28 protein-coding genes are annotated in these 26,353 nt (G+C 70.3%); 16 read left to right on the forward strand and 12 right to left on the reverse strand.

Going from position 1 to position 26,353, the window contains the following annotated elements; all coding sequences use genetic code 11:
* Window positions 1-148: 148 nt before the first annotated feature.
* The 4 genes from BLA60_RS19770 to ectA form a co-directional block, all read right to left on the reverse strand.
* Complete coding sequence (locus tag BLA60_RS19770; RefSeq protein WP_075134402.1) at window positions 149-1,051, reverse strand: phytanoyl-CoA dioxygenase family protein; 903 nt, start codon at window positions 1,049-1,051, stop codon at window positions 149-151.
* Window positions 1,048-1,467 (reverse strand): ectoine synthase, encoded by a 420-nt coding sequence (locus BLA60_RS19775; RefSeq protein WP_075134403.1) that lies wholly within the window; start codon window positions 1,465-1,467, stop codon window positions 1,048-1,050. The genes BLA60_RS19770 and BLA60_RS19775 overlap by 4 nt, the downstream gene beginning before the upstream one ends.
* 22 nt (window positions 1,468-1,489) lie before the next feature.
* Window positions 1,490-2,740 carry a diaminobutyrate--2-oxoglutarate transaminase gene (ectB, locus tag BLA60_RS19780; RefSeq protein WP_075134404.1) on the reverse strand — a complete coding sequence of 417 codons (1,251 nt, stop codon included), beginning with the start codon at window positions 2,738-2,740 and terminating at the stop codon, window positions 1,490-1,492.
* A 74-nt stretch (window positions 2,741-2,814) separates the two neighbouring features.
* Window positions 2,815-3,369 (reverse strand): diaminobutyrate acetyltransferase, encoded by a 555-nt coding sequence (gene ectA, locus BLA60_RS19785; protein WP_075134405.1) that lies wholly within the window; start codon window positions 3,367-3,369, stop codon window positions 2,815-2,817.
* A gap of 128 nt (window positions 3,370-3,497) precedes the next feature.
* Here ectA and BLA60_RS19790 point away from each other — a divergent pair, with 128 nt between their 5' ends.
* Window positions 3,498-4,172, forward strand: a complete 675-nt coding sequence (locus BLA60_RS19790) for a response regulator transcription factor (protein ID WP_075134406.1) — start codon at window positions 3,498-3,500, stop codon at window positions 4,170-4,172.
* 20 nt (window positions 4,173-4,192) lie between these two features.
* Here BLA60_RS19790 and BLA60_RS19795 read toward each other — a convergent pair whose 3' ends face one another.
* Entirely contained in the window at window positions 4,193-5,890 is a 1,698-nt protein-coding gene (locus tag BLA60_RS19795; protein WP_075134407.1) for a sensor histidine kinase, read from the reverse strand.
* A 180-nt stretch (window positions 5,891-6,070) separates the two neighbouring features.
* Between BLA60_RS19795 and BLA60_RS19800 the strand changes: the two genes are divergently transcribed.
* Entirely contained in the window at window positions 6,071-6,874 is an 804-nt protein-coding gene (locus BLA60_RS19800; protein WP_075134408.1) for a hypothetical protein, read from the forward strand.
* Between the two features lie 122 nt (window positions 6,875-6,996).
* On the forward strand, window positions 6,997-7,401 hold the full coding sequence (locus tag BLA60_RS19805; RefSeq protein ID WP_075134409.1) for a pyridoxamine 5'-phosphate oxidase family protein: 405 nt from the start codon (window positions 6,997-6,999) through the stop codon (window positions 7,399-7,401).
* 15 nt (window positions 7,402-7,416) lie between these two features.
* Here BLA60_RS19805 and BLA60_RS19810 read toward each other — a convergent pair whose 3' ends face one another.
* The gene (locus BLA60_RS19810) at window positions 7,417-8,547 is read right to left on the reverse strand and encodes a serine hydrolase domain-containing protein (protein ID WP_075134410.1); all 1,131 of its coding nucleotides are present in this window, start codon (window positions 8,545-8,547) and stop codon (window positions 7,417-7,419) included.
* Between the two features lie 168 nt (window positions 8,548-8,715).
* Between BLA60_RS19810 and BLA60_RS43415 the strand changes: the two genes are divergently transcribed.
* Window positions 8,716-8,892 carry a nuclear transport factor 2 family protein gene (locus BLA60_RS43415; RefSeq protein WP_154814461.1) on the forward strand — a complete coding sequence of 59 codons (177 nt, stop codon included), beginning with the start codon at window positions 8,716-8,718 and terminating at the stop codon, window positions 8,890-8,892.
* Here the strand turns inward: BLA60_RS43415 and BLA60_RS19820 are convergent.
* Window positions 8,882-9,505, reverse strand: coding sequence for a TetR/AcrR family transcriptional regulator (locus tag BLA60_RS19820; protein ID WP_075134411.1), 624 nt, complete (start codon window positions 9,503-9,505; stop codon window positions 8,882-8,884). The genes BLA60_RS43415 and BLA60_RS19820 overlap by 11 nt on opposite strands.
* A gap of 118 nt (window positions 9,506-9,623) precedes the next feature.
* On the opposite strand from BLA60_RS19820, the gene BLA60_RS19825 reads away from it, so the two are divergent.
* Genes BLA60_RS19825 through BLA60_RS19835 form a run of 3 tightly spaced genes read left to right on the forward strand, consistent with a single transcriptional unit; the run spans window position 9,624 to window position 11,771 of the window.
* Window positions 9,624-10,157, forward strand: a complete 534-nt coding sequence (locus BLA60_RS19825) for a TIGR03086 family metal-binding protein (RefSeq protein WP_075134412.1) — start codon at window positions 9,624-9,626, stop codon at window positions 10,155-10,157.
* Between the two features lie 25 nt (window positions 10,158-10,182).
* Window positions 10,183-10,770 carry a DJ-1/PfpI family protein gene (locus BLA60_RS19830; protein WP_075134413.1) on the forward strand — a complete coding sequence of 196 codons (588 nt, stop codon included), beginning with the start codon at window positions 10,183-10,185 and terminating at the stop codon, window positions 10,768-10,770.
* Window positions 10,771-10,790: 20 nt separating this feature from the next.
* Entirely contained in the window at window positions 10,791-11,771 is a 981-nt protein-coding gene (locus tag BLA60_RS19835) for an aldo/keto reductase (protein WP_075134414.1), read from the forward strand.
* On the opposite strand, the gene BLA60_RS19840 is transcribed toward BLA60_RS19835, so the two are convergent.
* Complete coding sequence (locus BLA60_RS19840; RefSeq protein ID WP_075134415.1) at window positions 11,755-12,201, reverse strand: RpiB/LacA/LacB family sugar-phosphate isomerase; 447 nt, start codon at window positions 12,199-12,201, stop codon at window positions 11,755-11,757. The two genes, BLA60_RS19835 and BLA60_RS19840, sit on opposite strands and share 17 nt — an antisense overlap.
* An 89-nt stretch (window positions 12,202-12,290) precedes the next feature.
* Here BLA60_RS19840 and BLA60_RS19845 point away from each other — a divergent pair, with 89 nt between their 5' ends.
* The gene (locus tag BLA60_RS19845; RefSeq protein ID WP_075134416.1) at window positions 12,291-12,704 is read left to right on the forward strand and encodes an SSI family serine proteinase inhibitor; all 414 of its coding nucleotides are present in this window, start codon (window positions 12,291-12,293) and stop codon (window positions 12,702-12,704) included.
* Between the two features lie 7 nt (window positions 12,705-12,711).
* Here the strand turns inward: BLA60_RS19845 and BLA60_RS19850 are convergent, their stop codons facing one another.
* Genes BLA60_RS19850 through BLA60_RS19865 form a run of 4 tightly spaced genes read right to left on the reverse strand, consistent with a single transcriptional unit; the run spans window position 12,712 to window position 15,926 of the window.
* The gene (locus BLA60_RS19850) at window positions 12,712-13,788 is read right to left on the reverse strand and encodes an AMP-binding protein (RefSeq protein WP_084735110.1); all 1,077 of its coding nucleotides are present in this window, start codon (window positions 13,786-13,788) and stop codon (window positions 12,712-12,714) included.
* 8 nt (window positions 13,789-13,796) lie between these two features.
* Window positions 13,797-14,858: a PPE domain-containing protein gene (locus BLA60_RS19855; protein WP_075134418.1), complete on the reverse strand. Its 1,062-nt coding sequence runs from the start codon at window positions 14,856-14,858 to the stop codon at window positions 13,797-13,799.
* Complete coding sequence (locus tag BLA60_RS19860) at window positions 14,855-15,493, reverse strand: DUF3558 domain-containing protein (RefSeq protein WP_075134419.1); 639 nt, start codon at window positions 15,491-15,493, stop codon at window positions 14,855-14,857. The genes BLA60_RS19855 and BLA60_RS19860 overlap by 4 nt, the downstream gene beginning before the upstream one ends.
* A gap of 1 nt (window position 15,494) precedes the next feature.
* On the reverse strand, window positions 15,495-15,926 hold the full coding sequence (locus BLA60_RS19865; protein ID WP_154814462.1) for a hypothetical protein: 432 nt from the start codon (window positions 15,924-15,926) through the stop codon (window positions 15,495-15,497).
* A 98-nt stretch (window positions 15,927-16,024) separates the two neighbouring features.
* Between BLA60_RS19865 and BLA60_RS19870 the strand changes: the two genes are divergently transcribed.
* The 8 genes from BLA60_RS19870 (at window position 16,025) to BLA60_RS19905 (ending at window position 26,352) form a co-directional block, all read left to right on the forward strand.
* Entirely contained in the window at window positions 16,025-18,688 is a 2,664-nt protein-coding gene (locus BLA60_RS19870; RefSeq protein ID WP_245812065.1) for an MGH1-like glycoside hydrolase domain-containing protein, read from the forward strand.
* 96 nt (window positions 18,689-18,784) lie between these two features.
* Window positions 18,785-19,576, forward strand: coding sequence for a basic amino acid ABC transporter substrate-binding protein (locus BLA60_RS19875; protein WP_075134421.1), 792 nt, complete (start codon window positions 18,785-18,787; stop codon window positions 19,574-19,576).
* An 83-nt stretch (window positions 19,577-19,659) separates the two neighbouring features.
* Window positions 19,660-20,478, forward strand: coding sequence for an amino acid ABC transporter permease (locus tag BLA60_RS19880; protein WP_075134422.1), 819 nt, complete (start codon window positions 19,660-19,662; stop codon window positions 20,476-20,478).
* Complete coding sequence (locus BLA60_RS19885) at window positions 20,475-21,266, forward strand: amino acid ABC transporter ATP-binding protein (protein WP_075134423.1); 792 nt, start codon at window positions 20,475-20,477, stop codon at window positions 21,264-21,266. Before BLA60_RS19880 ends, BLA60_RS19885 begins: the two co-directional genes overlap by 4 nt.
* 89 nt (window positions 21,267-21,355) lie before the next feature.
* Window positions 21,356-23,572 (forward strand): translocation/assembly module TamB domain-containing protein, encoded by a 2,217-nt coding sequence (locus BLA60_RS19890; protein WP_084735138.1) that lies wholly within the window; start codon window positions 21,356-21,358, stop codon window positions 23,570-23,572.
* Between the two features lie 54 nt (window positions 23,573-23,626).
* A complete protein-coding gene (locus BLA60_RS19895) occupies window positions 23,627-24,118 on the forward strand; it encodes an SRPBCC family protein (protein WP_075134425.1) in 492 nt (163 codons plus the stop codon).
* A 68-nt stretch (window positions 24,119-24,186) separates the two neighbouring features.
* Window positions 24,187-24,480, forward strand: a complete 294-nt coding sequence (locus BLA60_RS19900) for a GroES family chaperonin (protein ID WP_075134548.1) — start codon at window positions 24,187-24,189, stop codon at window positions 24,478-24,480.
* A gap of 60 nt (window positions 24,481-24,540) precedes the next feature.
* Window positions 24,541-26,352, forward strand: coding sequence for a VanW family protein (locus tag BLA60_RS19905; RefSeq protein WP_075134549.1), 1,812 nt, complete (start codon window positions 24,541-24,543; stop codon window positions 26,350-26,352).
* The last annotated feature ends 1 nt before the right edge of the window (window position 26,353 follow it).

Consider the following 26,353-nt stretch of genomic DNA (forward strand, 5'->3'; position numbering starts at 1 on the left):
CGGGCATACCCTGTATCGCCCGGCCGACGCCCCACAAGGTACGGCCTCACGGGCCGGCGGCGCGATCTCCGGGACGAAGACGTCATCCGGATGGCCTAACGGGCGGTCGGTATGTGCTGGTGGTGCCTGGTTTCCCCGCTGGTTCGGTTCAGCGGCGCAGCGGGACGGCCTCCCGGCAGGCCATGTGCCTTGGCCTGGGCGCGGTGCCGCCGTACGGGCGCAGCAGCGGGTTCTCGACGCTGTTGAAGACCAGGAAGATCGTGGACCTGGGGAACGGGGTGATGTTGTTGCCCGAGCCGTGCATCAGGTTCGCGTCGAACATGACGGCGGTGCCGGCCGGCGCGGTGTACGGGTCGATGCCGTACGCCCTGGCCAGGCTGGTCACGTGCGACGGGCTCGGCACACCGATCTCGGTGCCGGTGTCGCCGCCGCCCAGCGGCGTGCGGCAGTGCTCGGGCGGGGTGGCGCCCGCGCACGGGACGAACGTGCGGTGCGAGCCCGGCATCATCATCAGGCCGCCGTTGAACGGGTGGTGGTCGGTGAGCGCGATCGACATGCTCACCGCGCGCGGCACCGGCATGCCGTCCTCGGCGTGCCAGGTCTCGAAGTCGGAGTGCCAGAAGTTGCCCCGGCCCTCGAAGGCCGGCAGGTAGGTCGCGCGGCTCTGGTGGACGTAGACGTCCGAGCCGAGGATCTGGCGGGCGCGGTCCAGCACGCGCGGGTCGGACGCCAGCTCGCCGATCAGCGGGCTGATCCGGTGCACCTCGAAGATGGTGCGGACCTCGCCGTCCTCGGTGATCATGCGCGGGTCGTCGTCCAGCGTGGACGGTAACCGGTCGAGTTCGTGTTGGAACGCGGCCACTTCCGGCGCGCTGAGCAGGTCCGGGTGGGTCGAGTAGCCACGGCTGTCGTGGGCGGCCAGGGTGGCCGGGTCGATCGGACCCGCCATTCCCGACTCCCACACGGTTGGTTCGTCACGGTCGAGCAGCTCGGGATCGCCGGACATCCTTGTGGGATAGGGATCGGCGGTCCCGGTCTCGGTGAGCGTCATGCGCTCGTCCCCTCCATCTCCTTCGGGTCCTGCTCGACGATCAGCGGGTAGACGCCGTTCTCGTCGTGGACCTCGCGCCCGGTCACGGGCGGGTTGAACACACACACGGTCCGCATCTGGGTACGCGGCCGCAGCTGGTGGTGGTCGTGCTTGTCCAACAGGTACAGGCTTCCCGGGCCGAGCTGGTAGGTCTGGCCGGTCTCCTTGTCGAGCAGCTCGCCCTCGCCCTCGACGACGAACACGGCCTCGATGTGGTTGGCGTACCAGAAGTCGTTCACCGTGCCGGGGTAGAGCGTGGTCTCGTGCACCGAGAACCCGACGCCCTCCTTGGCGAGCACGATGCGTTTGCTGCGCCAGTTCGGCGTCTTGATGTCCCGCTCGGTGTCGTCGAGGTCGTTGACCGATCGGACGATCATGTTGTCTCCCTTGGGATCCCGGTCAGGCACAAACCTGGTTGACGGCCGCGGTCAGACGGTCGAGCCCGTCGGCGAGCTCCTCGTCGGTGACGGTCAGCGGCGGCATGACCTTGGCGACCTCGCCGTCGGGGCCGGAGGTCTCCATCAGCAGGCCGCGGTCGAACGCCGCGCGGCAGACCTTCGTGGCCAGCTCGCCGGTCTCGAACGACAGGCCGCGCGCCAGGCCACGGCCCTTGGCGAACATCGGCGTGCCGGGGTGGACCTGCGCCAGCTCGGTCATCACCCGCTCGACCTGCTCACCCTTGGCCAGCGTGCTCTTCTCCAGCTTGTCGTCACGCCAGTAGGTGCGCAGCGCCTCGGTGGAGGCGACGAAGGCCGGGTTGATGCCGCGGAAGGTGCCGTTGTGCTCGCCGGGCTCCCAGATGTCGAGGTCCGGGCGGAACAGCGTGAGCGCCAGCGGCAGCCCGTAGCCGCCGATGGACTTGGACAGGCAGACGATGTCCGGGGTGATGCCGGCGGACTCGAAGCTGAAGAACGGGCCGGTACGGCCGCAGCCCATCTGCACGTCGTCGACGATCAGCAGGATGTCGTGGCGCTTGCACAGGTCGGCCAGGCCACGCAGCCACTCGTCGCGGGCGACGTTGATGCCGCCCTCGCCCTGGACGGTCTCCACGATGACCGCGGCCGGCTCGTTGAGCCCGGAGCCGCTGTCCTCGAGCAGGCGCTCGAACCAGAGGAAGTCCTCGACCTTGCCGTCGAGGTAGTTGTCGTAGGGCATCGGGGTGGCGTGCACCAGCGGGATGCCGGCGCCGCCGCGCTTCATCGAGTTGCCGGTCACCGACAGCGCACCGAGGGTCATCCCGTGGAACGCGTTGGTGAAGTTGATGATCGACTCGCGGCCGGTGACCTTGCGGGCCAGCTTCAGCGCGGCCTCGACGGCGTTCGCCCCGGCCGGACCAGGGAACATGATCTTGTAGTCCAGGTTCCGCTGACCGAGGACGACGTCGGTGAAGGTCTCCAGGAAGTCACGCTTGGCGACGGTCTGCATGTCCAGCGAGTGCGTGACGCCGTCGCGCATGATGTAGTCGACGAGCGCATGCTTGAGTACCGGGTTGTTGTGCCCGTAGTTGAGCGCTCCGGCACCGGCGAAGAAGTCGAGGTAGGCGTTGCCGTCCTCGTCGTACAGCCAGGACCCGGTGCCCCGATCGAACACCACCGGCCACCCCCGGCTGTAACTCCGCACTTCCGATTCGACCGACTCGAATACGTTCACGATGCTCCTCGAACGGATCTTTCCCCTGCTGATGACGCATAAATGCGTTGTCACGCAATGGGATCGGAAATGAGCTACGAGGCCGCGCGCACTCCGGGCGCGGCGGGAAACGGTCCGATGCGGAACCGGACCTCGGACTCGTGCTCATCTGGGAACTCGCCGGCGTCGAACGTTCCGGCGGTGTCCATGGTCGTCCCCCAGCGTCTTGCCAGGGCGGCGAACAACGCGTTGGACGCGGCGTTGTCGGGCGTGATGGTGGTCTCCAGGTGACGCACCCCCTGCTCGATCAGCCGCCCGACCAGGGCATCGAGCAGCTCACCCGCTGTGCCACGGCCGCGCTGGGAGGCGTCGACCGCGATCTGCCACACGACGACCGTGTCCGGTCTCGTGGGTCTGAGATACCCGATGACGAAGCCGACGACATCGTTGCCAACCCGGGCCACGGCGGAGGTGCCGGCGAAATCGTGGCACCACATGAGGTAAGCGTAAGAGGAGTTGAGATCAAGTTTCCCAGAATCGCGGGCGATCCTCCAGATCGCCGCACCGTCCGAAACAGACGGTTCGTCGATCACTCGATCCGCCACCCCTCGCTGGTCGCCCTTGGCACGGTTGGCGTGCTTTCCGGACATACCAATGGAACCTAACAGAGGCCTTTCCCGGAATCAGCCCGACGCGATCTTGGGCACACCATTACCTGCGGATACTCAGAATTAACCGTGACAACAACCACAAAATCGTTGCGATCAAGTGTGCGATTATGGTATATAGCCAGGTGCCTTATCGGATCTTCTTGGTTGACGACCACGAGATCGTCCGCCGTGGTATCGCCGACCTGTTCGAGGACGAGCCCGACATCGAGATCGTCGGCGAGGCGTCCTCCTACGACGAAGCGCTCGCCCGCATCCCCGCCAGCCAGGTCGACGTCGCCGTGCTCGACGTACGCCTCGGCGAACGCAACGAGGAACGCAACGGCGTCCAGCTGTGCCGCGAACTGCGCTCCCGGCAACCGGAACTGCGCTGCCTGATCCTGACGTCGTTCCCCGACGACGAGGCGTTGTTGAACGCCATCATGGCCGGCGCGTCCGGATTCGTACTCAAACAGGTTCTCGGCAACGACCTCAAGACCGCACTGCGCACGGTCGGCGCCGGAGGGTCACTGCTCGACGGGCGCACCACCGAGGCACTGATGAAACGCCTGCGTCACGGCAGCGACGGCAAGGGTCCGCTGGCCGGGCTGACCGACCAGGAACGCGCCGTGTTCGACCTCATCGGTGAGGGCCTGACCAACCGCCAGATCGCCGAACGGCTCTACCTGGCGGAGAAGACCGTCAAGAACTACGTCTCCCACCTGCTGGCCAAGCTCGGCATGCAGCGGCGCACCCAGGCCGCCGTCCTGGCCGCCGAACTGAAGTCCCGCCGCCCGCACGACTAGCCACCCGACCAGGCACTCGACTACGCACTCGCGAGCGGCACCCGCCAGGTGAGGCGCGTGCCGCCCTCCGGCCCGGGGGTCACGGTGAGTGAGCCACCACGGCGGGCGGCGCGACGTTCGATGCCGAGCAGCCCGCTGCGGGCGACCCCCGGCGGGAAGCCGACACCGTCGTCGACGACGTCGATGACCAGGTCGACGCCGGCCTCCACGGTCACCACGATCGTCCCGGCACGCGAGTGCCGCACGGCGTTGCTCAACGCCTCGCGCAGCACGGCCGTCGCGTGCGCGGCCAACTGGTCGGGCACCAGGGTGTCCACCGCGCCGGAGATCCGCACCGACGGCGTCACCTCGGCGTCGGCACTGACCTCGTCGACGATGTCGAGCATGCGGCGGCGCAGGCTCGCCGAGGAGTCGGTGCCGGTGGTGTGCAGGTCGAAGATCGACGTGCGGATCTCCCGCACGGTCTCGTCGAGTTGTTCCACCGCACGGCTCACGCGCTCGCTGACGTCCGGGTCGGTGATCCGGCGGACCGTCCCCTGCAGACTCATGCCGGTGGCGAACAGACGCTGGATCACGTGGTCGTGCAGATCCCCGGCGATCCGGTCGCGGTCGGCCAGCACGTCGAGCTGACGCTGGGCGCGGTGCTTCTCGGCCAGCTCCATCGCCACCGCCGCCTGATCGGCGAACAGTGCGAACAGCGGCAGCTGGTCGCGCCGGTACTGCTCGGATCCCTTGTCCCGCATGGCAAGCAGCACACCGCCGGCCACGTTGTCCTTGCCGAGCGGGACGGCGACGGCCGGACCGAACTCGCCGCCGGTCGCGCTCGGGCCGGCCGGCATCAGCTGGGCGAGGTCGGGGATCAGCTCCGAGGTACCACCCTGGAACAGGCCGGCCACCAGCCGTTCGTCGGCCGCAACCCGCAGTCCCAGCAGGCGTTCGCCGTGCTCGCCGGCCCCGGCGCGGACCACGACGTGTTCGGGCGGGTCGACCAGCAGGATCAGCGCACAGTCCGAACGGGACAGTTCGCGGGCACGCCGGGCGATCAGCGTCAGGGCGTCCTGACTGGACGCCCCGCCCAGCAGCGCGGCGTTGACCTCACCGGAGGCCACCAGCCAGCGCTCGCGCATCCGCGACTCCTCGAACAGGCGGGCGTTCTCCACCGCGACACCGGCCGCGGCGGCCAGCCCCTGGAGCACCACCTCGTCGTCGGCGGTGAACTCGGCGGCGCCGCGTTTCTCGGTCAGGTAGAGGTTTCCGAAGATCTCGCCACGGACACGGATCGGGGCGCCGAGAAAGCTGCGCATCGGCGGATGGTTGGGCGGGAAGCCGACCGAGGCGGGGTGTTCGGTCAGGTCCGGCACGCGGATCGGGTGCGGGTTCTCGATCAGCACGCCGAGCAGTCCCCGGCCCTCGGGCAGGTGGCCCATCGAGTCCTTGGTCTGTCCGTCGATGCCGACGGTGACGAACTCGGAGAGTCGTTCGTGGCGGTCCTGGCTGAGCACGCCGAGCGCCCCGTAGCGCGCGTCCACCAGTTCGACGGCGGTGTGCACGATCCGGTTGAGCGTGCCCTCCAGCTCCAGACCGGCCCCGACCGCGACCACGGCGTCCAGCAGGCCCTGCAACCGGTCCCGGGTCCGCACGATCTCGGTCAGCCGGCGCTGCAGGTCGCCGAGCAGGCCGTCGAGAATCAGGCCCTCCGGTTCAGGCGCGTCTGGCATGGCAACCGACCGTCCAGGGAAACGATGGGTGCGGAAGGTGACCCCTTCAGCATTTCGGCTATCGGTGATCGTCAACACAGTGTTACCACCGTTACCCGAAGTGATCAACGGTGGCGCTGTGGAGCCATGTCCCACCCGGTCGTGGGCAACCTGTCGGGGGTGTCGTCCGTCTGCTCATTTATGAGCACCTACCAGCGCCACGCACTGGTGTCGGCCGCGATCCTCGCGGTCGTGCTCGTCACCAGCTGCGACGCCCAGACCGCACCGGAGCGCGCCGAACCCGCGCCGACCTCGATCCCCTCGACCTCCACGACCTCCGCGGCGCCGTCGTCGCCGTCGTCGCCGTCCGAACCGGCGCCGCCGGCCGGGGCGCGGGCGGATCTCGCGCTGGACGGCCTGCCGCTGTGGCCGTTCAGCGGCTACGAACAGGTACGGCAGTGGCAGGCCGCGCCGGACGCCGCGCCGTGGCACCGCGACGCGCAGGCCACCGCCGTCGCGTTCACCACCGACTACCTCGGCTTCACCGGCCTGGACACCGTCGTCACCAGCGACATCGGTGAGAGCGAGGCGAAAGTCACGATCGGGTACCAGCTCGAGTCGTCCCGGCCGGCGACCTCGGCCGTGGTGCACCTGGTGCGCTGGGGCGAGGGCCCGGACGCGCCGTGGGAGGTCGTCGGCACGATCGACGACTCACTCACGCTCACCGAACCCGGCTACGGCTCGACGGTCACCTCACCGGTCACCGTCGGCGGCCGGATCACCGGTGTCGACGAGGGAATCCACGTCCGGGTCCTCGATCCGACCGCGCCGGCGCCCGTCGGCGACGTGTGTTGCCTGTCGGCCGGCGGGGAGAACACCCCGTGGTCGCAGCCCGTGTCGATCAAGGGTGCGAGCAACGCCACGCTGACGATCGTCGCGGCCACTGGCGGGCATGCCGTCGATGTGGAACGGTTCGCGGTGACCGGCGTCCGGCTGGCCGGCTGACCGAAAAGAGTCGAAGGTCCCGCCGGGGGCGCGGTCGTTGTGCCCTGGCGCGACAGGCGCGCCTCACGGAGGCTCCTCGCTCGGAGCGACCCGCTTCGGGGACGAGCAAGGGAGGTGACCGGTTGCGCGGCGAGCCACGCAGAGCGGCAGAGCTGACGCGTCCGGAGTCACTTCGGCTGCTCGACCTGGTGCCGATCGGGCGGATCGTGTACACGGTGCGCGCCCTGCCCGCCATCCTCCCGGTGAGCCACCTGATCGACGACGGCATGGTCGTCGTCCGCACCCACATCGGCGCCGAGTGCGCCGGGTCGGTGGTGGCCTACCAGGCCGACCAGATCGACGTGCACGCCAGAACCGGCTGGAGCGTCACGGTCACCGGCGTCGCCCGCCGGGTCCTCGACCTCGACGAGATCGCCGCCTACGAGTCGAGGCTGGCCCCCCTGATCGAGGCCCACGGCGTCGAGACGATCCGCATCTACCCCGAGATCGTCACCGGCTACCGCCTGGTCAACGGCGTCGAACACTAGGGCCAGCCCCGTCACTCAGTCGCAGAGCGCGGCGTCGAGCACCGCGTCGGCCAGCGCCGCCACCTCCGTGCCGGTCGCGAAGGAGTTCGTGACCAGCGAGGCGAACCGGCCGTCGTCGGTCACCCCGGTCACCGACGTGTGCCCGGTCTCCGCGGCGCCGTGCTTGAACCAGACGGTGCCGCCGCAGGACAGTGTCCGGTCGTTGAGCCCCAGGCCCATGCCGTAGCCGTTGAGGTAGGGCACGGTGTCGCGCATCTGGGCCAGCGCAGCCGGGGACACGACGTCACCGTCGGCCAGCGCGCGGAAGAACGTCGCCGAGTCGGCCAGCGTGGACTCCATCGCACCGGCCGAGGAGTAGACCGACAGCTCGACCCCGGTCGTGTTCTCGTGCCAGAACACCAGCGGCGGAATCCGCACGATGAGGTACCCGGGCAGGAACGGAGTGCGCAGCGCGCGCTGCCCCCTGGCCGGGAAGGACGTCGCGGTGAGCCCGAGCGGTTCGATGATCCGCGCGGTGATCGCGTCGCCGACGGACTGGCCGGTGAGCCGCTCGACCAGCAGGCCCAGCACCAGGTAGCCGACGTTGGAGTACTCGACCGCCGCGCCGGGCTCGGCCAGCGGCGGCTCGTCCATGGCGGAGCGGACCAGTTCGGCGAGCTCGTAGGTGCCGTCCGGCGCCGGGTTCGGGTCGCGGACGTCACGCACCATTCCGCTGGTGTGTTGGAGGAGCTGGCGGGTGGTGATGACGCCGCCGTCGTAGTTCCCGGTCAGCACGCCGGGCAGGTACGCCTCGACCGGCGTGTCCAGCTCGACCAGCCCTTCGTCGACCAGTTGGAGCACCACGGCCGCGGTGAACGTCTTGGTCTGGCTGCCGTCCCGGAAGTGGTCGGTGGCCGTGATCGGCCGCTGCTGCCCGATCTTCGCGGTGCCGGCGGTCAGCGTCCACGCGGTGGTGGCGTCGCCGGCGTACACGGCGGCGCCTGGCCCGCCGACGGCCTTGTACCGGTCCAGCGCCGCCTGGGTGGCCGCGTGGTCGTCCCGCGCCACGTCGTCCCGCGCCACGGCGGCGGCCGGGGACACGGTCAGCCCCAGCACCAGGACCACCCCGCCCGCGATCGCGCCCGGCCATCGTCGTTTCGTCGCCACGCCTCGTCCCTCCTGTCGTCGGACGATCCACGTTAGGGACGCCGGGGGCACGGGAGGAGGCATCTCGCCGGCCATCGCTGGCCGGTCGGTCCGACCTGCGGGTCAGGGCCGTAGGCCGGCGAACACGACGGCCAGGGTGCGGTCGCGGAGGTCGGCGTCCCAGTTGCCGTGCAGGGCGCCGGCGACACCCTGGTCATCGAGTACGAGCTGGCCGGCACGGTGCTCACCACCGGCCGGCGCGCCGCCGCCCGGTTCATCGCCGTGGCGCGGGTGCGCGACGGGCAGGTCACCCACTGGCGCGAGTACCAGGACACCCACGCCATGGCCCAAGCCCTCACCGCCTGAGCGCCGCCGGGTCGGTGGCCAGGCCGCGCAGCCGGTCGAGGACGCCGGTGGTCGCCAGGTCGTAGGCGGTGTCGTCGTTGTGCAGCACCGACGCGGCATTGGCCGCGGTGACCAGCGCGGACAGCTCGAACGCCAGCTGCCGCGCGTCGGCGGCGGGGACCAGCTGGCCCAGCTGGAGCGCGTCGCCGGCGGCCTGGCGCAGCAGCGCCGACCACTCGGCGAGCGCGGCGGCGACGGCGTCACGCACCCGGCCGGGCCGGGCGTCGTACTCGGCGGAGACCGAGGCGAAGAAGCAGCCGCCGGGGAAGATCCGGTCGCGGGAGTAGGTGATCCACCCCGAACACAGCCGCCACAGGCGTTCCAGGCCGGGCGGGCCGGCGAGCGCGGGGCGCACCACCGCGTCGACGAACACCTCCCTGGCCGCCGCGATCGTGGCGAGCTGGAGCTCCTCCTTGGAGCCGAACCTGGCGAACACGCCGCTCTTGCTCACCGCCAGCTCGGTGGCCAGCCGGCCGATCGACAGGCCGTCGAGGCCCTCGACCGACGCGATGCCCATCGCGTGCAGGAGCACGCTGGCCCTGGTCTGCTCGCCACGCGCGACTCGCCCATCCATCACCTCAACAAACTAGACGATCGTGCTCATTTTCTCCACACCTGTGGACACCGCTTGTGGATGAGCGCTAGCGTACGGTCAAACATTTAGCACGACCGTTCACAAAGGGGTATTCACAATGGATGTGATCGCGCTCCACCGCCGGGCGACGGCCGCGACGACCGCCGTGCTCGACCGGGTCGCCGCCGACAAGCTCGGCGTCCCGACCCCCTGCACCAGCTGGACGATCAGCGAGATCGTCGACCACATGGTCAGCAACGGCCACACCATGCTCGGCCGCCTCGGCCAGGAGTCCACATCGGACAACCTGGCCACGCTCAGCGACACCTTCCTGGCCGCCTACGACGACCAGGAGGTACTCGACCGCACGTTCGAACTCGCCGGCTTCGAGGTCGACGGCCGCACCGTCGTCGCCGTCAACTTCGCCGACGTCCTGGTGCACGGCTGGGACATCGCCCGCGCCGCCGGCTTCGACGTCACCTTCGACGACGACCTCGCCGAGGCCGCCCTGCGCGTCACCTCGATCGTCCCGGACAGCATGCGCGGCCCGGACAAGGCCTTCGACCACGCGCGCGACGTCGCCCAGGACGCCTCCCCGCACGACCGGCTGATCGCCTTCGTCGGCCGCGACCTCGCGTGGTCCGCCAGCTGATCACGAGGTCGGGCAGGATGACCCCATGCGACACATCGGCATCCTGCTGTTCGACAACGTCGAGGAACTCGACGCGGTAGGCCCCTGGGAGGTCCTGGCCTACTGGTGCAAGCGCTTTCCCGAGGACGGCTGGGCGGTGCACACCCTCTCCCGCAACGGCGGTGTCGTCCACTGTTCCAAGGGGATGGACGTGCTCGCCCAGCACTCCTTCGCCGACGCGCCAGCCAGCGAGATCCTCATCCACCCCGGCGGCGCCGGCACCCGCCCGCTGCTCACCGACCCCGACCACCTCGACTGGGTCCGCGCCCAACGGGCGACCGTGCCGCTCATGGCCAGCGTGTGCACCGGCTCCATGGTCTACGCCGCCGCCGGGCTGCTGCGCGGCCGGCCGGCCACCAGCCACTGGTCGGTCATCGGCGAGTTCGCCGGCCTCGACCCCACCGTCGAGATCCGACCCGACGACCGGTTCGTCGACGACGGCGACGTGCTGACCTCCGCCGGGGTGTCGGCCGGGATCGACATGGCGCTGCACATCGTCGCCCGCTTCGGCGGGGCCGATCACGCGCGGACCGTTCGGCGCGGGATCCAGTACGACCCGCTGCCCCCGGTCTGAACGACGGGTAGAACGGACTCGTGCGATACGTGCGACTGGGTTCGTCGGGGCTGAAGGTGTCGTCGGTCTGCCTCGGCATGATGAGTTACGGCGACCCGGCGCGACGCGCCTGGTACCTGGACGAGGCCGCCGCCGAGCCGATCGTGGCCCGCGCGGTCGAGCGCGGCGTGACCTTCTTCGACACCGCCGACATGTACTCCGAAGGGCTCACCGAACAGATCACCGGCTCGCTGCTGCGCCGGCTGTTCACCCGGCGCGAGGACTACGTGCTGGCCACCAAGGTCTACTACCCGACCGGCCCCGGGCCCAACGACCGCGGCCTGTCCCGCAAGCACATCCTCGACGCCATCGACGGGTCACTGCGGCGGCTGGGCACCGACCACGTCGACCTCTACCAGATCCACCGCTTCGACGACGAGACACCGGTCGAGGAGACCCTGGAGGCACTGCACGACGTCGTGCGCGCCGGCAAGGCCCGCTACCTCGGCGCGTCGACCATGCCCGCCTGGAAGTTCGCCAAGGCCCAGTACCTGGCGCGGGCCAACGGCTGGACCCGGTTCGTGTCCATGCAGCCGTACTACAACCTGCTCTACCGCGAGGAAGAACGCGAGATGCTGCCGCTGTGCGCCGACGAGGGCGTCGGGGTGATCCCGTGGAGCCCGCTGGCGCGCGGCATGCTGGCCGGCACCCGCGAGCGCGGCGGCGTGCGCAACACCACCCGCGCCGGCATCGACGCCTTCGCCGACCAGCTCTACACCGACGACGACTTCGACGTCGTGGACGTGACCCGCGCGGTCGCCGCCGAACGCGGTGTGCCGCCGGCCCAGGTCGCGCTGGCCTGGCTGCGCTCGCGGCCGGCGGTCGCCGCCCCGATCGTCGGCGCGACCAGGCTCGGGCATATCGACGACGCGGTCGACTCGGTCGAGCTGACGCTCACGGCGCGGGAGTGCGCCCGCCTGGAGGCGCCCTACCGGCCGCACGAGGTCATGCCGAAGGGCTGATCTCGTCCACGTGCCGGATGTTGGCCAGGTCGGACTCGTCGTCGCTGCGCGCGGCGGCGAACCAGCCGTCGAGGATCTCGGTCAGCGCCGGGGCGCTGGTCAGCCGCAGCGACAGGGCCAGCACGTTCGCGTCGTTCCACCGGCGGGCGCCGCGCGCGGTCTCGGCGTCCCCGCACAGCGCCGCCCGCACCCCGGCGACCTTGTTGGCCGCGATCGACGCGCCGGTCCCGGTCCAGCAGGCCACCACCGCCTGGTCGGCCCGGCCCTGCGCGACGTCACGCGCGGCGGCCTCGGCGGCCCACGCCCAGTCGTCGCGCTCGCCGTCGGCCAGCGCGCCGTGCGGCAGCGGCTCGTGGCCCCGCCGGCGCAGTTCCTCCACGATGGCCTCGGCGACCCCGACCCGCTCGTCGGCGGCGACTGCGATCCTCATGGGTCGAGGTTCCCACACCGGCCACACGATCGGGCGTTACCGACCAGTTGGCTGCCACGTCGAGCGCGCGCCGGGCCAGTGTGGGCGCTATGAAATCCTTCCGGCTCGGCGGCGTGCTGGCCGCCACAGCGGCCGCCGTGTGCGTCGCGGCCGCCCCGGCCACCGCTTCCATCGATCCCGTCATCGATTCCGTCCCGGCCGACGAGTCGGCTCTCACCCTGCTGGTCTGGGGCCCCGACGACGAGTCGCGCGGCGTCGACCTGCGCTGCGACCCGCCCAGCGGCGACCACTCCGACCCGAAGGCGGCCTGCGACGCGCTGGCCGCCGCCGCCGGCGACTTCAGCAAGCTGACCGCCGCCGGGTCGTTCGCCTGCACGATGGAACTGCGCCAGGTCACGGCCGTCGCGATCGGCACGTGGCGCGGCCAGACCGTGCACTGGAGCGAGCAGTTCAGCAACCCGTGCGTGCTGCGCGCCCACACCGGCCCGCTGTTCGAGTTCTAGGCGGTTCCTAGGCGGCCAGACCGGTGACGTGCAGGCCGCCGTCGTGGACGAAGCCCAGGTCACCGGTGCGCAGGTAGTTGTCGGTCGAGCCGCGTAGCCGGGCGCAGAACGTCCGCTCGCTGTCCTGCGGCCGCCCGAGGTAGCCGACGGCGACGGTGGGCCCGGACACCCAGATCTCGCCCGCCGTCCCGTCCGGACACCGGGTCGCGGTGAGCGGGTCGACGATCACCACGTCCAGTTCGTCGGGGGCGCGCCCCCGGTCCAGCACCGGCTGGCCGGGGGTGCGTGGCCTGGCGAGCCGGCCCGGCGCCAGGCTGTCCTCGTCGAACGAGGTCACCGCCGGTGCCCGCCGGCCGGCGACCACCGACGTCGCCTCCGTCAGCCAGTAGCAGGTGAACAGCGCGCCGCGACGGAAACCGTTGCCCGCCAACCGTTGGGCGAACCGGTCCATCGTGGCCGGTGCGGCGTCGGTGAACGCGACGTCCCAGGCGGACAGGTCGAGGCCGGCGAGGTCGGCGTCGGTCAGGTCGGCGCAGCGCTCCAACGCGGCGTCCGGACCGCCGCTGATCCTGGCCCGCCGGTCGGCGACCAGCCGCAGCCACCGCGCCGGGCGCAGCCGCGCCTCGTCCGGGTCGAGCAGTGTGGCGCGGCTGCCGACGAAGATCGGGTGCAGCACCCCGGTCAGCAGCCCCAGGTCCTGGTGCGGCGGCAGCCAGCTGACCACCCCGGCGTCGGCGTCCGCGCCGAACAGGCCGGCGACCTGCCGGGCACCGGCCAGCAGGTTCGCGTGCGAGACCATCACCCCGCGCGGCTGGCCCGCCGCCGGTGGGTAGCGCAGCAGCGCCAGCGAGTCCGGCCCGATCCTCGGGCGGCGCCACGCGCCGGCCGGTGCGGCCAGCAGGTCCACCACCGTCAGCGCGGGCACCCCGCCCAGCGCACCGGTCGGGGTGCCCGGCGGGACGACCGGAAAAAAAAAAAAAAAAAAGAAAACAAAAAAACAAAAAAAAAAAAAAAAAAAAAAAAAAAAAAATAAACATAAATAATAAAAGACACAAATATAAAAAAATACGAAAAATAAAAGCACACTACTCTTTACATCTCGCCCAGTTCGGATTCTCGGCTGGTGTTTTTTTTTTTTTTTGCCCCCGCGCCGCTCCCGGCGGTGGCCCGGGTGCCGCCGGGTCTGCCGGCCGAGGGGCCGCCCCCTGGTCCCCCGCCCGGTCCGCCACCGGACCGGGGGATCCCCGACCCGCCACCGCCCGACCGGGCGGTCGGGCCACCGCCGGAACCCGGTCCGAACGGCACCGCGCCGGCGGCGACGGCGCCGTCGAGGCCCGTCCCGGTGGAACGTCCGGCCGGGCCCACCAGGTCGGGCACGCCCACCGGCGGCAGCTGGCCGGCCGGCATGGTCACCTGCACCGATGGCCGATCGGTGGACACCGGTGGCACGACGCCGTCCTGGGCGGCCGTCGGCGTCGCACCGCCTCCCGTACCGCCTCCGGTACCGGTGCCCGTGCCGCCGCTCCCGACCGCCGCCCGCGTACCCGCGGTGTCGTCCGCGCGGGTGCCGTCGGTGCGGGTGCCGTCGGGCGTTGCCGACCGGTACTCCGACGGCGTCACCGTGATGAGGTCGCCGGGGTGGTCGACCAGCGAGTACCGGTCCGGCATGTTGGTCTCGTTGTACAGACTGTCGCTGTCGTAGCCGGCGAACACGTCGATGTTGTGCCGGGCGTCGGCCTGGTACTGCTTGATCTCCCGGTCGAGGTCGGTCTCGAACGGCTTCATGTCGTTCAGGATGTTGCTCTCCGGCGGCTTCTCCGCCACCGGACGGACGCTGTTGGCCGCCCGGTGGAACGACTCGGCCTGTCGCGCCATCAGGTCCTGCGCGATGTCGAGCCGCTCACTGCCCGCGATCGCGTTGGTGGCCAACGGCCTGGCCGCGCCGTACGCCGCGTCGCCGGCGCTGCCCTGCCACCCGCCACGGATCCTGTCCGCCAGCCGCCGGATTCTCTCGGCGCGCTCAGCCTCCCGCTGTGCCGCTCGGCTGATGCTCTGCTGAGCCAGGCTCAGCGGACCTGACCCCGGTCCACCCAGCAACTGCACATAGATCTCGTAGGGCGTCAACGCGCGGAAGTTCCACGGATTGGTGTTCACTGGTCCCCCTTCATGTTCCGCACAGCCATCCCGGCCACCTGTACCGCCATCTCACAGGGGTCCACCGAGCCGACGTTGGCTGCGGAGAGCCGCACCGCGAACTCGAAGGTGAGCTGGTCGGTCATCCCGACGAGCACGGCGCACACGCCGGCGTCCCGCTGGTCGTTCCTCCCGTACGCCACCGCCGGGTGCCCCTCGACCTCCGGAAGTTCCTCGAACAGCTTCAGAACGCCGGTCTTCTGGGCCCGGTACGCCCCGGTCAGCCCGTAGGGATTCCGGTCGAGCGACGAGATGTCGACCCCCGCCGGCTCGCCGCGCAGACTGCGCCACTCGCAGATGAGGCCCACGTCCCCCTCCTCGACCGTGCCTTGGTCCTCAAGAGCAAGCTCCCTGGTCTGCTCGCTGTTCAGGGCCTGGCAGGGATCGCGCTGGTAGGCCGTGGTGTCCAGCGGGTTCGCGACCCTGGGTGCCCCGTCGGCGGGGAGCCCGTCCGCCGGCGGCTCGGTGGCTGACGGTTCGGTGGTCCGCGAGGAGGGGGGATGGTCAGCCGCCGACGGCTCGCCGACACTCGTACTCGTGCAGCCGGCGGCGGTCAGGCAGATCACCACGGCCGTGAGCAGCTCTCGGATGCGCATGTCAGATCCCGGGCAGGGGGCCGGACCGCTCCGGGTCGCCGGCGTCCTGGAGATCGCGGACGTTGCGGCGTTCGATGCCGAGGTAGTCGTGCAGGGCGTCCTGGAAGTTCTGCGCCTGCCGCAGGCAGTAGTCGTGGTTGTGCGCCAGGTAGCGCAGGAAGGCCTCGGTGTGGCGGTGGACCGCCTTGGTCTGTGCCTCGCTCGCGAAATCGAGTCCTGGTGGCTGGATCAGGATCAGCTGGTCCGTTCGGACCACGGATTCGCGGTACTCGTCGGCCAGGGTGAGCCAGTCCGTGACGAGGTCACGCAGGGTGTCCTCGTCGAAGGAGAAGCCACCGCCGCTGGCGTTGGCGGTGTCCTCGTAGCTGGCGCGGGTGCGGGTGGGTTGGGCGATGTGGCCGAGCAGGCGCCCGGCGTCCACTGGTTCCCCCATGATCATCACTCCGTGACTGAACGGACACGGTACGTGGTGAGCATACGACCCAGCGTCTCTCGACGGTGACGGATTCGGTGACCGGCATCATGGAAGTCATGAGTGGGGCCGAGCGGGACAGGTTGGCCGACTCGGGTGAGATGACCTCCCCGTGGCGGCTGTGGGGGCCCTATCTCGCCGCCCGGCAGTGGGGGACGGTGCGGGAGGACTACTCGGCCGACGGGAACGCCTGGGGCTACTTCTCCTTCGACCACGCGCGGGACCGGGCCTACCGGTGGGGCGAGGACGGCATCGCCGGGGTCTGTGACCGGCACGGGTTCCTCAACCTGGCGGTGGCGCTGTGGAACGGGCGGGACCCGATCCTCAAGGAACGCTACTTCGGGCTGAGCAACGGCGAGGGCAACCACGGCGAGGACGTCAAGGAGCACTGGTGGGTGCTCGACGGCACCCCCACCCACTCCTACATGAAGGTCCTCTACCGCTACCCGCAGGCCGAGTTCCCCTACGCCGACCTGCGCCGGCTGGCCGCCGAGGCCGGCCGGGACGGGCGGGAGCCGGAGCTGTCGGACACCGGTGTGCTGGCCGACAACCGTTTCTTCGACGTCACCGTCACCTACGCCAAGGCCGCGCCGGACGACCTGTGTGTCGAGGTGACCGCCACCAACCAGGGGCCGGCCGACGCCCGGCTGGACCTGTTGCCCCAGCTCTGGTTCCGCAACACCTGGTCGTGGGGTCGGGACGCGCGCCGCCCGGCGTTGATCGCGGCCACCGACAAGGGGTGGACCCGGGTGGTGGCCGAGCACTCGCTGATCGGGCGGTACACGCTGCACGCCAGCGGACACCCGACGATGCTGGTCACCGACAACGAGACCGACGAGATCGGGCTGTTCGGCCGGGGCCGCAACCCCAGCCGCTACACCAAGGCCGGTATCGACGACCACGTCGTGCGCGGGGCCGCGGACTCCTGTCAGGTCGTCGAGCCGGGCGCCGCCTCGCAGCCGGGGACCAAGGCCGCCGCCTGGTACCACTTCGACGCGGTCGCGCCCGGCGAGTCGGTGACCGTCCGGTTACGCCTGATCAGGGGCGACGGGCACGGCCGCGCGTTCGGCAGCACCTTCGGGTCCACGATGGACCTGCGGCGCGCCGAGGCCGACGAGTTCCACGGCGGGCCACCGGTGACCCAGCGCGACCTGGTCCGCCGCCGGGCGCTGGCCGGTCTGATGTGGACCAAACAGGTCTACCGGTTCCGGTTACGCCACTGGCTGGAGGGCGATCCGGCCAACCCGCCGGCCCCGGCGCAGCGCCTCGGGCCCGGCGCGCGCAACGTCCACTGGCGACATCTCGACGTCGCCGACGTGCTGTCCATGCCGGACGAGTGGGAGTATCCCTGGTTCGCCGCCTGGGACCTGGCCTTCCACATGGTGCCCTTCGCCAGCATCGATCCCGCGTTCGCCAAGGACCAGCTGCTGCTGATGTGTCGCGAGTGGATGATGCACCCCGACGGCCAGCTGCCGGCCTACGAGTGGGAGTTCGGCGACGTCAACCCGCCGGTGCACGCGTGGGCGGCGTTACAGGTCTACCACGCCGAGGACACCCCGGACCGCACCTTCCTGGCGCGGGTGTTCCACAAGCTGCTGCTGAACTTCTCCTGGTGGGTCAACCGCAAGGACCCCGAGGGCAACTACCTGTTCGAGGGCGGGTTCCTCGGCATGGACAACATCGGCCCGGTCAACCGGTCCGAGCCGCTGCCGGCCGGCTGGCGTTTCGAGCAGTCCGACGCCACCTCCTGGATGGCCACCTACGCGCTGCACCTGATGCGGATGGCCCTGGAACTGGCCCGCCACGACGAGGCCTACGAGGACGTGGCCACCAAGTTCGTCGAGCACTTCCTGTCCATCGCCGGGGTGTCGGCGCGGTTCGGGTCGGCCTCGCGCGGGATCTGGGACGAGCGGGACGGCTTCTGCTACGACCTGGTGTCCCGCCCGCACGGCGACGGCACCGTCGAGTCGCTGCCGGTGCGGGTCCGGTCGATGGTCGGGCTGATCCCGCTGCTGGCCACGGCCGTGCTGGAGCCGTGGGTGTTCGACGAGCTGCCGCGCTTCGCCGCCCGGCTGAACTACCTGCTGCACCACCAGCCGGAGTTCGGCCAGTTCATCGGCTGGCGCACCGAGCCGGACGGCCGCCGCCGCGCGCTGCTCTCGCTGCTCGACGACGACAAGCTGCACCGCGTGCTGACCAGGATGTTCGACGAGCGGGAGTTCCTGTCCCCGCACGGCATCCGTTCGATGTCCGCGGCCCACCGCGACGGGCTGACGGTGGAGATCGCCGGCCGCACCCACTGGGTGGGCTACGAGCCGGGCGAGTCCCGCACCCCGATGTTCGGCGGCAACTCGAACTGGCGCGGCCCGGTGTGGTTCCCGACCAACGCGCTGCTGGTGCAGGCGCTGCATACGGTGGACACCTTCCACGGTGACGCGTTCACCGTGGAGCTGCCGACCGGCTCCGGCCGCCGGGTCACTCTCGGTGAGGCCGCGGGTGAGCTGTCGGGCCGGCTCGCGTCGCTGTTCCTGCCCGGCCCGGACGGCCGCCGCCCGGCCGACGGGAAGCGGGTCGAGTCCGGCGACTCTCCGCTGTGGAGCGAGCACGTCACGTTCAGCGAGTACTTCGACGGCGACACCGGCGAGGGCCTCGGCGCGACCCACCAGACGGGGTGGACGGCCCTGGTGGCGGTGCTGCTGGCGGGATGGCCGGTCAACGGTTAAGAGGTGTTAACAATGGCCGCCGGTATTGGGCCGTTTCGACCCGGGGTGGCAGTATGCCCCTCACTCAAGCCGATCTGAGTAACGAGGAGTGACACCGTGACGCGTCGACCAACGCTGAAGGTTTGGGCCGCGGTGCCCGCGCTGGCCATCGTGCTCGCGGGCTGCGGCAGCGACGGTGGTGAGGCCGCCGGTGGCGTGGAACTGGTGTCCGACGGGAAGCTCACCAACTGCACCGGTCTGCCCTACAAGCCCTTCGAGTACGAGGAGGGCGGCAAGGTCATCGGCTTCGACATCGACCTGGTCGACCTCGTGGCCAAGGAGCTCGGGGTCGAGCAGGAGGTGGTCGACACCCCGTTCGACGGCATCCAGTCCGGCGCCGACTTCAACGCCGGCAAGTGCGACATCTCGTCGGCCGGGATGACCATCACCGACGCGCGCAAGAAGAACATCGACTTCTCCGACCCGTACTTCGACGCCACCCAGGCGCTGGTCACCAAGAAGGGCTCGGGCGTGTCCGACCTGCCCGACCTGGCCGGCAAGCGGCTGGGCGTGCAGAACTCGACCACCGGCTTCGACTACGGCAACGAGCACGCCACGGGCGCCGAGATCGTCAACTACGAGGACCTCGGCCTGATGCTCAACGCGGTCGAGACCGGGCAGGTCGACGCCGCCATCAACGACAACGGCGTGCTCTACGACTGGGTGAAGGACAAGACCGACTTCGAGGTCGTGAAGGAGTTCGACACCGGCGAGCAGTACGGCATGGGCGTGCGCAAGGGCAACAAGGAGCTGGCCGACACGATCAACAAGGTGCTGGCCGAGGTGAAGTCCAGCGGCGAGTACGACCGGATCTACGAGAAGTGGTTCGGCACGGCGCCGTCCGAGTAGCCACCGGGCGGAGGGCCCGCGCGATGCGCGGGCCCTTTTCCGTGTGGTAGATCCCCCACCCTCGTCCGAGGAGTTGTCTTCCCGTGGCCATGTCCAAGCGCAAGCGCGCACAAGTCATCCGCTGGGTCCAGTACGGGATCCTGGTCCTGGCCGTGCTGGCCCTCGTGGTGTTCGCCGACTGGGGCAAGCTGCGGCACAACTTCTTCAACCTCGAGGTCGCCGGGAGCATGTTCCCGGACGTGATCACGGTGGCGCTGGTCAACACCGTGATCTACACCGCGATGGGCTTCGGGTTCGGGCTGGTGCTGGCGGTGGTGCTGGCGCTGATGCGCCTGTCGCAGGTGCGGGCCTACCGGTGGATCTCCGGGTTCTACATCGAGTTCTTCCGTGGTCTGCCGGCGCTGCTGGTGATCCTGGCGGTGGGCACCGGTGTGCCGATCGCGTTCGGGGTGCTGATCGACAAGTACACGGCGATCATGATCGCGCTGGGTCTGGTCGGCGGCGCCTACATGGCCGAGACGCTGCGCGCGGGCATCCAGGCGGTGCCGCGCGGTCAGGTCGAGGCGGCCCGCTCGCTGGGCATGTCGCCGGGCCGCACGACGGTCACGATCGTCATCCCGCAGGCGTTCAAGATCATCCTGCCGCCGTTGACCAACGAGCTGATCCTGCTCACCAAGGACTCCTCGCTGGCGCTGTTCCTCGGCGCGTCGATCGCCGAGTACGAGCTGACCCAGTTCGGCCGGGTCGCCCTGAACTCCTCGCAGAGCCTCACCCCGGTGCTGATCGCCGGCTTCTGCTACCTGATCATCACCATTCCGCTGTCGTACCTGTCGCGGTACCTGGAGCGGCGCACCGGCGGCGCCAAGATCAGCACCCCCGAGTCGACCGAGGTGAAGGCATGAGCGGCGAGGACCTGAACACCGACACCGCCGCCGACCTCGCGGTCGAGGTCACCGGCCTGCACAAGTCGTTCGGCCCGGTGGAGGTGCTGCGCGGCATCGACCTGGAGGTCAACCGGGGCGAGGTGGTGTGTGTCATCGGCCCGTCCGGGTCCGGCAAGTCCACGCTGCTGCGCTGCGTGAACGTGCTGGAGGAGCCGACCAGCGGCACGGTCGTGGTCGACGGGGTCGAGCTGACCGACCCGGACGTCGACATCGACGCCGCCCGCACCAAGATCGGCATGGTCTTCCAGTCGTTCAACCTGTTCGCCCACCTCAACGTGCTCAACAACCTGACCATCGCGCAGCGCAAGGTGCTCAAACGGACCCAGGCGCAGGCCGAGGCGACCGGCCTGGCGAACCTGGAGCGGGTCGGCCTCGCCGGCCGGGAGCGCGCCATGCCCAGCGAGCTGTCCGGCGGGCAGCAGCAGCGGGTGGCGATCGCGCGGGCGCTGTCGATGGACCCCGACGTGATGCTGTTCGACGAGCCGACCTCCGCGCTGGACCCGGAGCTGGTCGGCGACGTGCTCACCGTCATGCGCCGGCTGGCCGACGAGGGCATGACGATGCTGGTGGTTACCCACGAGATGCAGTTCGCCCGCGAGGTCGCCGACAAGGTGCTGTTCATGGACGCCGGCGTGGTCGTCGAGCAGGGCCCGCCGGAGCAGGTCATCGGCGACCCGCGCGAGGAGCGCACCCGCACGTTCCTGCGCCGTGTGCTCAACCCCACCCACGTCGACCAGACCGACTGACACCTGGGATCGTCGTTCTGGAACCTTCCACGGTCCCGGCCCGCCCGTCCGGCGGATCATGACCGTGGGATGCGGGCATGGGGGTGTCGATGACCGAGGACGTGACCAGCGGGCGCCGCCTCGACGCGTTCGACCCGCAGCCGCCGGACTGGGCGCGGGTGCGGGCGGTGGACATCGTCCGGCAGGTCGTGGAGTTCGAGCCGGGGGCCGGCGGGCGGATCCGCCGGCGGGGGACCACGCCGCCGGTGCTGCGCTTCGCCGACCGGTGGATCGTCGGCGTGCTCGACCTGCGCGCGGTGGAGTTCCCGCACCTGCTGGAGTTCGTCCGCTGCCGCTTCGACAACCCGCCGGACCTGCGCCAGGCCAAGCTCGCCGGCTGTGAGTTCAACGAGTGCCAGCTGCCAGGCCTGGACGGGCGCAATCTCTACAGCCACAACGACGTCCGGTTCATCGGCGGCACCAGGGTGCGCGGCCGGGTCGACCTGACCGACGGCGAGATCAGCGGCTCGCTGGAGCTGACCGGCACCCGGATGGACAACCCGGGCGGCTTCGCCCTGCACGCCGACCGGTTGACCCTCGCCGGGGCGCTGCTGGCGTCGAACCTGCACGTCAACGGCCAGCTGCGGATCCCGGGCCTGCGCACCGGCGGCAACGTCAACCTGGCCGGCGCGTGGCTGCACAACCCGACGGGCTTCTCGCTGGACGGCAACGGCCTGCACGTCGGCGGGAACCTGTCGTGCGTGCCGAGCAAGGAGCGCCGGTTCCGGTCCACCGGCATGATGTTCCTGCCCAGCGCCACCGTCGACAGCGACTTCTCGCTGCGCGGCGCCTCGCTGGTGCCGGCCAGCGGCGACCAGGACCGCCACCACCGCCAGGAACGCTACTTCGATCCGCGCGCCGCGCTGATCGCCGACCGGATGCGGGTGTCCGGCAACGTCAACCTGGACCAGGGCTTCGAGTCGACCGGCACGGTGCGCGTGGTGAACGCGCGGATCGGCGGCTCGCTGCGGCTGACCGGCGCCCGGATCGACCTGTCCGACGGCCGCGAGCCGTTCGCCGAGATCCCTGGCACCAAGGCCCCCGGCCCCTACGACTACCGGGCGCTGCACTTCGACGGCTGCCAGATCGACGCCGGCCTGGACGCGCGCAACGCCCGGATCGCCGGCCAGCTGCGGCTGGTCGACGTGACCGCCCGGGGCAGTGTGACGTTCGACGGCGCGGTGCTGAGCAACCGCAACGGCGACGTCATCGAGGGCCGCCGGTTCACCACCGGCGGCAACTTCGACGCGCGCGGGGTCACCGTGTTCGGCTCGGTGCTGCTGCCCGACGCCGACATCGGCGCCAACCTGGACCTGCGCGCCGGCCGGTTCGTCAACCCTGGCCGCTACCGCCGCGACCGCTCGCGCAAACCGTCGGTGGACCTGCGGGTCGCCAGGATCGGCCGCGACCTGGTGTGCGCGCGCGGCGAGCGGGACAGCCAGTCGTTCTCCGCGCACGGCGAGATCCGGGTGCGGCGCACCGAGGTCGGCCGGCAGACCACGTTCCAGGGCGCGGAGATCGGCTCCAGCCTCAGCGGCACGGCGATCAACGCCGTCGGCCTGATCACCCAGGACCTGCGTCTGGACGTGGCGGTGGCGCCCAAGGGCCGGGTGAACCTGCGCCACGCCCGGTGCGCCTCGCTCAACGACAACGACAAGTTCTGGGACGCCACCGGGCACATCGAGCTGGACGACTTCCGCTACGACGCGCTGGCCGTGCCGATCGAGCTGGACGACGACGGCCAGATCAAGCGCCGGCTGCGGTTGCTGCGCAAGGCCATGGGCGGCAGCTACCGGCCGGGACCCTACGACCAGTTCGCCGCGATGCTGCGGGCCAGCGGCAACGAGGAGCACGCGGCCGAGGTGCTGATCGCCAAGCAGAAGTGGCGTTACGTCGCGCTGGCCGAGGGCTACTCGGTGCTCGGCCCCGGCGTGCGGTTCTGGAGCCTGATGCAGCGCGGGGTCGTCGGCTACGGCTACAAGCCGATGCGCGCGCTGCTGTGCCTGGGTGTGCTGCTGGCCGTGGGCACGCTGGTGTTCGCGCTGATGCCCCAGCCGGTGGAGGCCAACGCCGACGACAAGCTGGTGTGGAACCCGTTCCTGTACACGCTCGACCACCTGGTGCCGATCGTCGACTTCGGGCACAAGAACAAGTGGGTGTTCAACAGCACACTGCAGTGGTTCTCCGCGTCGCTGATCGCCTGCGGCTGGATCCTGGCGACGACCGTGGCCGCCGGCCTGACCAGGATGTTGCGCCGGTCGAGTTGACGCGCCGGTCATGTTGATCAGGGTTCGGTCCCGGCTCTGGTTGGATAGTCGGCCATGAAGGCACCGAGCGCGTCCGCCCGCACCGCGATCGCCGCACCGGCGACGGACGTCTACGCGCTGGTCAGCGACCTGACAGCACTGTCGGGGTTCGCCGAGGAGTTCCACCGGGGCAGCTGGCTGGATGGGGCGGAGCGCGCGCGGGTCGGCGCCCGGTTCCGCGGCCACAACCGCCGGGGCTGGCGCCGCTGGTCGACCACGGTCACGGTCACCGACGCCGACCCCGGCAAGTGCTTCGCGTTCGACGTGGACCTGCGCGGCGTGCCGATCTCCCGCTGGCGCTACGACATCGTCACCACCGGCGCCGCCGGCTGTCTGGTGGAGGAGAGCACCTGGGACCGGCGGCCCGCCTGGATCGTCCCGTTCGCGAACCTTGTGACGGGTGTCCGGTCCCGCACCGAGCGCAACCGCCGCAACATCGAAGCCAGCCTGCGCCAGCTGAAACACACCGCGGAGCGGACCGGTGACCGGGGCACCCCGACTGCCTGACACCTCACAGCGCACGCCGGGCCGGTAGTTATCATGCGCCAGTGTCCGAACTCAAACTCGAGATCCAGATGCTGCACGACCGGGTGCTGGTGCGGCTGACTCCCGAGGAGGGGGAACGACGCAGCACGGGTGGCATCGTCATCCCGGCGACGGCCCAGATGGCGCGGCGCCTGGCCTGGGGAGACGTGCTCGGTGCCGGTACCAACGTACGCAACGTGAAGGTCGGTGACCGGGTGTTGTTCAATCCCGAGGACCAGCTCGAGGTCGAGGTCCAGGGGCAGACCTACCTGGTGATGCGGGAGCGGGACATCCACGCGATCGCCAGCGAACGCACCGAGCACGGCACAGGTTTATATCTCTAAGGGGAGACAGTCGTGGAGCCACAGTGGCCGAAATCGCACGCGGACCAGACCGACGTGCTGATGCCCGTGAGCAGACCCACCGCCGGTGAGGACCCCACTGTCCGTATCCAGCCGGCCACCGCACCGCCCCCCGACGGCCAGCCCCCCGCCGCCGCGGGCGAGCCCTTCTGGAAACGGTTCGCCACCCGCCGGACCGGCATCATCGCCGCCTCGGTGTTCGGCGCACTCGTCCTGCTCTACGGCCTCGACCTGGCGCTGAGCGCCGGCGAGGTGCCCCGCGGCGTGACCGTCGTCGGTGTCGACGTCGGCGGCGAGTCCCACGAGGACGCCGAGGCCATGCTGCGTGAGCAGCTCGAACCCCGGCTGACCAGCCCGATCGAGGTCAAGGCCGGTGACGTGTCGACGAAGCTGGACCCGGCCAAGGCCGGCCTGACGATCGACTGGCAGGCCACCCTGGACAAGGCCGGGGACCAGCCGCTCAACCCGTTCACCCGGTTGGCCTCGTTCTTCAGCTCCGAAGAGGTCGGCATCACCTCCACCACCGACGACAAGGCGCTCAGCGCCTCGGTCGAGGCCCTGCGCGCCGAGACCGACCGGGACCCGGTCGAGGGCTCCATCAAGTGGAACGGCCTCACCCCCGGTGCCGTCGAGCCCAAGCAGGGCCAGAAGCTGGACGCCGACGCGGCGAAGAAGGCGCTGGTCGCGGACTGGGCCAACGGCGGGGCCATCGACCTGCCGGTCGCCACGACCCCGGTGAAGACCACCCTGGAGGGCGTCGAGCGGGCGATCAAGGAGATCGCCGAGCCGGCCGTGTCCGGCCCGGTGACGATCCGCGGCGAAGGCAAGGACGCGACGCTCAACCCGCCGGACATCGCCCCCGCACTGATCTTCACGCCGGCCGAGTCGGGCGGCGGCCTGACAGCGAAGCTGGACGAGAAGAAGATCGTCGCCGCGTGCAAGCCGCAGTTGGCCTCCACGGAGGTCGAGGGCAAGGACGCGCAGATCGTGTTCAGCGGCGGTGCCCCGTCGGTCACCCCGAGCGTCGAGGGCAAGGGCATCGACTGGAAGAAGAGCCTCACCCCCCTGCTGGAGGTCCTGAAGAAGGACGAGGGCCGTGAGCTGACCGCCACCTACGCGGCGAAGCCGGCCAAGGTGACCACCGAAGCGGCGAACAAGCTGGGCATCAAGGAGGTCATCGGCGAGTTCACCACCGGTGGCTTCGCCACCGACTCCGGGGTCAACATCCGCAAGGTGGCCGCCGAGGTCAACGGCGCGATCGTCAAGCCGGGCGACACGTTCAGCCTCAACGACTTCACCGGCCCCCGCACCAAGGCCCAGGGCTACGTCGAAGCGGGCGTGATCAAGGAGGGTTCGGCCGACCGCGCGGTCGGCGGCGGCATCTCCCAGTTCGCCACCACCCTCTACAACGCCTCCTACTTCGCCGCGATGACCGACGCCGGCCACCAGGAGCACAGCTACTACATCAGCCGCTACCCGGCCGCCCGCGAGGCGACGGTCTTCCAGAACCCCGACGGCAGCAGCGTCATCGACCTGCGCTTCACGAACGACTCGGACACCGGCGTCGCCATCCAGACGGTCTGGACACCGAGCTCGATCACCGTGCGGATCTGGGGCACCAAGCACTTCGAGGTCGAGTCCATCCCCGGCGCGCGCACCAACCCGACCCAGCCCCAGGAGAAGGAAGGCCCCAAGGAGGGCTGCCACGCCAGCGCCGGCGCCCCCGGCTTCACCGCCACCGACACCCGGGTCATCCGCAACGCCTCGTCGGGCGCCGAGGTGAGCCGCAAGACCCGGACGGTCAAGTACAACCCGCAGCCCAAGATCGTCTGCAAGCCCCCGGCCGGCGGCTGAA

The organism is Actinophytocola xinjiangensis (assembly GCF_001921215.1).
In the GTDB taxonomy this organism is placed as follows: domain Bacteria; phylum Actinomycetota; class Actinomycetes; order Mycobacteriales; family Pseudonocardiaceae; genus Actinophytocola; species Actinophytocola xinjiangensis.